This is a genomic window from Adhaeribacter sp., from assembly GCF_057359045.1.
Map to the genome: position 1 here is coordinate 22,836 of NZ_JBMQUD010000094.1, position 7,077 is coordinate 29,912.

At 43.9% G+C, this 7,077-nt stretch carries 10 protein-coding genes; all 10 read right to left on the reverse strand.

Features of this window, described 5'->3' with window-relative positions:
- Positions 1-68: 68 nt before the first annotated feature.
- Positions 69-1,241, reverse strand: a complete 1,173-nt coding sequence (locus tag ACO1R6_RS14760) for a hypothetical protein (protein WP_486265679.1) — start codon at positions 1,239-1,241, stop codon at positions 69-71.
- On the reverse strand, positions 1,238-1,744 hold the full coding sequence (locus ACO1R6_RS14765; protein ID WP_486265680.1) for a DUF4365 domain-containing protein: 507 nt from the start codon (positions 1,742-1,744) through the stop codon (positions 1,238-1,240). Before ACO1R6_RS14765 ends, ACO1R6_RS14760 begins: the two co-directional genes overlap by 4 nt.
- Positions 1,745-2,102: 358 nt before the next feature.
- Positions 2,103-2,768, reverse strand: coding sequence for a hypothetical protein (locus ACO1R6_RS14770; protein WP_486265681.1), 666 nt, complete (start codon positions 2,766-2,768; stop codon positions 2,103-2,105).
- 40 nt (positions 2,769-2,808) lie between these two features.
- Positions 2,809-3,300, reverse strand: coding sequence for a hypothetical protein (locus ACO1R6_RS14775; RefSeq protein ID WP_486265682.1), 492 nt, complete (start codon positions 3,298-3,300; stop codon positions 2,809-2,811).
- A gap of 6 nt (positions 3,301-3,306) precedes the next feature.
- Positions 3,307-3,651: a hypothetical protein gene (locus ACO1R6_RS14780; protein ID WP_486265683.1), complete on the reverse strand. Its 345-nt coding sequence runs from the start codon at positions 3,649-3,651 to the stop codon at positions 3,307-3,309.
- Positions 3,652-3,699: 48 nt separating this feature from the next.
- Positions 3,700-3,984 (reverse strand): GNAT family N-acetyltransferase, encoded by a 285-nt coding sequence (locus ACO1R6_RS14785; protein WP_486265684.1) that lies wholly within the window; start codon positions 3,982-3,984, stop codon positions 3,700-3,702.
- Positions 3,985-4,243: 259 nt separating this feature from the next.
- Positions 4,244-4,870: an alpha/beta hydrolase gene (locus ACO1R6_RS14790; RefSeq protein WP_486265686.1), complete on the reverse strand. Its 627-nt coding sequence runs from the start codon at positions 4,868-4,870 to the stop codon at positions 4,244-4,246.
- Between the two features lie 179 nt (positions 4,871-5,049).
- Positions 5,050-5,985, reverse strand: a complete 936-nt coding sequence (locus ACO1R6_RS14795) for a ring-cleaving dioxygenase (RefSeq protein WP_486265687.1) — start codon at positions 5,983-5,985, stop codon at positions 5,050-5,052.
- A gap of 11 nt (positions 5,986-5,996) precedes the next feature.
- Positions 5,997-6,707 (reverse strand): pirin family protein, encoded by a 711-nt coding sequence (locus ACO1R6_RS14800; protein ID WP_486265688.1) that lies wholly within the window; start codon positions 6,705-6,707, stop codon positions 5,997-5,999.
- 129 nt (positions 6,708-6,836) lie between these two features.
- Positions 6,837-7,077 (reverse strand): YceI family protein (locus tag ACO1R6_RS14805; RefSeq protein ID WP_486265689.1); only part of this gene is annotated, 241 nt, incomplete at its 5' end.

Consider the following 7,077-nt stretch of genomic DNA (forward strand, 5'->3'; position numbering starts at 1 on the left):
GTTGAGTTGCGGATAGTTAAGCAGGCACGGAAGTAACTTTCGCGCCATAGAGGAAAGCCATATAAGTTTTAGTTTAGTAATTCAAAGCGTGGATTCTCAATGATCTTTGCTTTCCCAGAGATTTTTAAATTACCAGATACTTTCACATTGATACCCTTATCTAATGCCTCGCAAGCTTTACTAAAATCTTCTGTGTTCAAGAAGACTTTCGCTTTTATTATTTTATCATCTTCACCTATAAAATTAAAAGTTATTTCGCCTTCGCTCCTATGAATAGGATCAGGGTCTGCTTGAGCTCTTGAAACCTTACCAACAAATTTGCCCTCTTTCCCTTCATCAATTGGCTTTATTTTGGAAACTATGGACTCCATGGGAGGAATATAGTCTTTAGTAAAGGTAATAGAATTGGGAACATCGATTACTTGCGAAATAATAGAAGACCAAGATGTAAATATTTCTATTTGCTCTTTATCTCCATACTCGCCTAATTCAATTATACTTTCAATAAAATTGGCACTTATTATATCTTGATCGGGGAAATTACTCTCTATTAATGGATTTTCAATTATACTATGGTTACCGGTTTCTATTGCATATTTTAATTTTGAAAGTGAACGCATGTACCGTTTTGTAACTTTTCTTGTAAATGAGCTAATTAAGTCTTCTTCTGTATTAAATAAACTTAGTTGAGTAGGTTTATCTTCAACAGTTGCATTTATAAATGGACAAACTACAGATGCAATAAAACTTCCTCTTTCTGTCTGCCCAAGAAAACAAGAATCTATAAATTGTTGAGCGGTTTTATATGACATCCTTTTGTGGAAGAATGTTGGATGAATGATGTCACAAGCGGTTGTAAATAAGGATTTCTTTGCATTTTCTAACAAATTGAACCCTTCATTAAAAGTTATCAATCCAAATTCAGTCCTTTTATTATCTACACGAAATCGAATAATATCAGAAGGTGGTAATAATAGATCATTTATAATTTGCTCAATGTCTCTATTTTCAACTTTTGCAATTTTGTTAATAGCGCTAAAAATTAACTCACCATAATCGATAAAAGATCTATCCAGGGGTAAAACAATTTCAGTAGGTTCGGGTACTGAAACATAAAATATTGCAATATTATCTCTCTTACTCTTCTTTTTATGCCAAAGTCTATTCTGAAGATATCGTTGAACAGCCGTAAAATTGATACGTTCTAAAGTAAGAGAAAGTAATTTTTTATTTATGCTCATAGTTCCTCCTCTTTTGATGTCTTCAGCATTAAGTCATATAATGAATCCGGTGAGAATATATTTAGTAGAGGAATCTTAACCGTTACTGATGTCTCATTAGGAGAATTAGGTAACCCCTTTAAATTAATGTAATATGCGCACTTCCTGAACACTAGTTCATCACAAGAATGAATCAACCAATCGCTCTTTAACTCTGGAAGGCAAAGCACAACTAATAACCTTGGATTTCCTGAACGAGCTTTTAGATCATTGTAATTTTTTATTGGCAAAGCAAAATGAATGTAATCGCCAATGATGTTTGGATTGGAAGTAGCTTTAAGCTGAAGCTTTATTGTTGGAGAATAAAGTGTTGAATCCGGAGTCAAATTCCCATTATAACATATAGTTGCATCTATACTATCATTATCAACTCTTGTGATTTCTGTGGAAAATCCTTTAGTAGCTGCAACCGCTAAAACGTAGGCAAGATTGATTTCTTCTTTTATCTTATTTTCTGTAAGCATATCAATAGATTATTACCCTTCAATTCACCTAAAGTATACATGATTTCATAATTTTGTTGAATAGATAAGATTAGGGTGCTTAATCTACAAAATATTGTTCCATTACTATTTAATTTGGATTGATATTTTTGTATAAGAGCTATATTCAGCTTTCTATATTATCTCCCGTGATCCGGAAGTTACTTTCATGCCTATCTCGAACAGAAATTAATTCTCGCCATTTATTGGCATTTGGATATATCTGAATACATTAAGTATCTAAAAAAGGCATTATTTATAATGTGGCAAGACCTACCTTAAGTTAAAGCAGTGGAAACTTAAACTTGAAACAAATAAATTACCACTTTAACTCTTGCTTTCAAGGAAACAGGTGAATATAAGTTGTATTAACAAGTTGCTGAGGCTCGTGCACCACTACGGCGGTACAAATATTAGCGGCGTTTATTTCAAAAGCGATACCGCTAGCGGTATCATCCAGAATGGTGAGGCGGCGGTTGGTTTGGTCGGACGTATACGTTTGGGGCGGGCTTAGATGGGGAGAGGCTTGCTGGAGCGCGGTTAGGGAGCTGCCCACGCCCAGGTGCGCGGCGGTTTTAAAGAAACCCGAGGTTACCCGGATTTGCTTTACCCGGCTGGCCTCATGGGGGCCGCCCATATTGGTAACAAAATAGATAACTGTTTCTTTCCGGAGGGTATCGGGTGCGGTGGATTTACTGTACCAAACTACCCAGGCTTTGCCCATGGCAGCATCTTGTTTATCGCCGGGCCCTAAAAGCTGGTTTACCGTAGCGGCTTCCATGTTCAGGGTGGTTTGACCAATGCTTTTGCCCGGTACAATTAAGCGGTTGGGGGCCACGGGAGCAGGCGGTTGGCTGGTCTCCGCAGCTGGTAGCTCAGTTAGGGCCGCAGTGGTCGTATCGGTGGGCTTGGTGGGAGGCAACGTTTGCGTGTCGTGGGTTTTGGTCTGGCAACTAACCCAAATTATGGCCAGTCCGCAAAAAGTTATGAAGCGTTTTATTCCCATACAGATCCATTACCAGGTTATTTGCTGCCCGTTTACGCGGCTATTCTTTTGCGCGTTGCGTCAGGATGGGCAGCGCGGCGCAATCTAACCAAACGTACTTTAGGGTAAATTCGCTGGAATCGGCGAGATAGGCCCGCCCGGTGTTGGGTTGGTAGCTGTAAGGCTTTTGCTGCAGGCGGTTCCGGGTTAATCTAAATTGCACCGGCAACGAATCGGTTTGGCCTTCCTGGCTAAAAGTCCACATAGCGGTAATTAAGTCGCCGGCCTGGGTGCCGCGTAAGGTGCCGCGCCGGCTATCTTTTTCGTGAGGCAAATGCCAGTAGGTGCCGCTTACCTGGGCTTTATTAATAACCAGGCGCACCCAGGCCGTATCTTGCTTTTGCCTACCGCTTACCTGCCGGAAACACAGCTCTTCGTTAATCAGTACGCCGGCGGGCACCTCGTTGCCGGGCTCGGTACTGGTGGTTTCGGCTACGCGCTGGCAACCCAAAAGTAAAGCGCCTGCCGCCAGGGCTAATATCGTTTTTTGCATGGGCCATTATTTTTTAAGCTGACTTACTTTTATACTGATTACCTCGCCCAAACGGGTGGTATCGCCGTAAACCGTTACTTTATCGCCTACGGTTAACTCCTGGTAGCCGCCGCTCTGGGCCAGATTAACCCGACTGATAACCGCATTAAACGTTTGCCCTTGGGAGTTGGTTAATATTGCCGTGTACCCGTCTTTGCCGCGTTCAATGGCTTGTACCGTGCCTTGCGCCGAGAAAACAGTGGGTTTGCTGCACGCGCCCAACACACCAATTAAAATTAAACCAACAAAAAAGAAACGGGGCAGCTTTGTCATGAGGCCGGTATATGTTTTATCTATAGCTGTAATGCGCATAATATACCAACTTAGCCCGCAGAAGGTTAAACCTTAAAAATAATTCTTTTACCGGAGCTTCCGGACTAAATAATTATATTCGGGGTGCTTCTGGAGGTAAGCCCGCATAAAAGGGCACAACGGAATTAAGCCCAGCTTTTGCGCAATGGCGTAGTTGAGGGCGTATTTAATTAAAGCCGAGCCTATCCCCTGCCCTTCCAGTTCCTGGGGCACTTCGGTGTGGTACACCACCAGGGCATCGCCTTTTATTTTATAATCGATAAACGCGGTTTGGCCGGCTTGCTCCAGCTCAAAATGATGGTTGGCCAGGTTATTTTGAATATTAAATGCCATACTTGTAGCATAACGTTTGGGTAGAAAATCATTTTAAAGAACTGTTCCGCTGCCCCGGGTGGCGGTATTATTAGCTTTTATTAATAGGCACAGGTTACCGCTACGCGCAAACTTGCGTCAGCATTAGCCTGCATTAGCAGCATTACTAGGGAGAATAATCAGACAGTAACCCTGGCTGAGATGTTTTCACCCGCAAGCTAATCAGCACCTTAATTTTTGAAATACGAAACAGGTTTAAATATTCTTTTAAGCTATTCTTCTAAGCCTTGGCTAATATTTCGCCGGCCAGCTTTAGTTCTTCGTTCAGGATGGTATGCGGCCGGCCTTTGTAAATTTTTTGGGTAACCACTGCGCCTTTTTCGGATAATATTTTTACGGTTTCGGTTACCCGGCTTACCGGCACGTGCAGGTCGGGGTCGCCGGTAGTAATAATAACCGGCGTATCCGTAATGTTGCCTGCGTAGTTTTGGGTATCAAGGGTTTGCCCGATTACCCCGCCGGTAAAAATAAACAGGCCGCCAAACGGTTGGTCTTGCCGGGCTGCGTACTCGGCAGTAAGGCAAGCCCCCTGCGAGAACCCCAATAAATAAATTTGTTTAGGGCTAATACCTTGCGCTAAAATGCTTTGCACCAGCTCGTCGATGGTGTTTAAAGCCGAGTCGAGGGCGGGTTGGTTGAGCATGGCAGGGGCCATAAAACTGTGCGGGTACCAGCTATTATTGGTGGCCTGCGGGGCAAACAACGAAAACCCGGTTACCGGCAAATGGTCGGCTAAAGTTAAAATGCTTTCGGCGGATGCGCCCCGCCCGTGGATCATAATCAGAGCTTTGCCGGTTGGGTCCAGCGGTTTACCTTGGGTTACTATTTTATTTTTGTGCGTGTCCATAATCGGTCGCCTTTAGGTATAAGCTATTGGCTGGTTAAGTATTACTGATTTGTTTTTTTAAAATTTAGGGTGCGCGGGTAAAATGCTGTCTGCAAGTTTTGCTATGGCTGCCGGGGTGTGCCGGAGTAATTACAGAACTTTTACAGCCATCATATTCATTTAAAGCAGGTTAAAGGCGCCTAATCTAAAGACGGTAAAACCGCTTCTATCTGGGCGCGGCGCGGCTCGTACTGCGGCGGCAACAATAAACCCGAACCCAGCTTATCCCAATCTTCATCAATGCCAAAACCAGGGTTATCGGTGGCTATTTCGAACAACACGCCACCCGGCTCCCGGAAATAAAGCGAATAAAAATAATTGCGGTCTATTTTTTGGGTAATGCTGTGGCCCGCCCGCGTTACTTTTTCGTGGAACTGCATGAGCGTGGCTTCATCTTTTACCCGGAACGCAATGTGGTGGTTGGTACCGGCCCCGCCTATACCCCGCGCTTCGTTGGGCAATTCTACCAAATCAATAATATTGGCGTTGTCTACGGCTTCGGTCATATACCGGTAACGGTTGCCGCTTTTCTCGAGAAGTTTATAGCCCAGAATATCGGTTAAAATGGCGGCTGTAGCTTTTATATTACGCAAGGTTAACGTAACCCCATGAAAACCTTTGGTTGCTACCGTTGCATTTACCTCGTCGGTTGTCCAGGCCAGGCGGGTATCTTCTATTTTGGGTACCACCAGTTCTAATTTTAAGCCATCGGGGTCCAGAAAAGTTAAATACGGTTCGCCAAATTTTTCGGAAGGCTTGTTGTAAATAACATTGTGTTTTTCAAAACGATCGATCCAGAAACTAAAGCTATCTGCGGGTACCGAATACGCAATATTGGTAGCCATGCCGGTACCGGCACTACCCCGCCGGGCGCCTTCGTACGGGAAAAACGTTAAAATAGTACCGGCGCTGCCTCTCTCGTCGCCGTAGTACAAATGGTACGTACCGGGGTCGTCGAAATTAACCGTTTTTTTGAGCAGGCGCAGGCCCAGGATTTTGGTATAAAAATCTAAGTTTTTTTTGGCCATGCCGGCAATAGCCGTAATATGGTGCAGGCCTAACAGTTGGTTTTCCATAAGTTTAAATATTAATGGTTTATAGGCACTTCTATGAGCAGGAATTTACTTTCGGTTAAAAAATTAAACCGCAGCTCGTCGGTTTCCCAAATACCCAGGCCCGCGCGCGGCTGGAGTTCCTGGCCATTTACCTGCAGCGTACCCGAAATATTAAAGATAAATACGCCTTTGTTTAACGGGTTAAACGTATAGGTAAGCGGCTGGTCTTTTTCAAAATAACCCAAAGCCAAGCGAGCGTTCTGGTTTATCCAGCAGTGCCCCTGCCCTTCTTCGTTGCTCACCACGGTTACCAATTTATTTAGCCGTTCCGCTTCCGGAAAGTAACGCCGCTGGTAGCGCGGGGTAATATTCTGCAGCTTGGGCTCTATCCAGATTTGCAGAAAATTAACTTCGTCGTGGCCCACGTTGTGTTCTTCGTGGCGCAAGCCGCTGCCGGCACTCATAATTTGCACCCAATCTTTATGTACTACTTCTTTGTAACCCAACGAATCGAGGTGGTTCATGGAGCCGCCCAGCATAATAGAAATAATTTCCATGTTGGCGTGGGCATGTAAGCCAAAGCCATGTTGGGGCTGCACAAAATCGTCGTTAAAAACCCGGAGTAAGCCAAACCCCGCCTGCACCGGATTGTAAAAACCCGAAAAGCTAAATACTAAATTACTCTTTAACCAACCCAGGTCTTTCCGGCCTCTTTCTGCGGGATTATATATTTGAAACGGCATAAACTTAAATTTAAAAGAGTTCTAACTGTTTTTACGCGCCTAAGCCAAAGCAGACCTAGCTGGTTATTTTTTACCGGAACCGGCCAAAAGAGGCTTTCGGGTTAATACCTCTTTTTCGGCCCGGGTAACTTAAGCTTGTTTAACTAATTGTATTTCGGCGAGGAGCTTAATTTCATCGCTTACCACCACACTTCCGGCTTCAGTAACAGCATTCCAGGTTAAACCAAACTCTTTGCGGCTGATTTTACCACTTACCGTAAAGCCGGCTTTGGTCTGGCCGTAAGGGTCTACTACAAGGCCGCCAAACTCTACGTTTACCGTAATAGGCTTGGTAATGCCCCGGATGGTTAAATCGCCGTGCAGCTGGTAA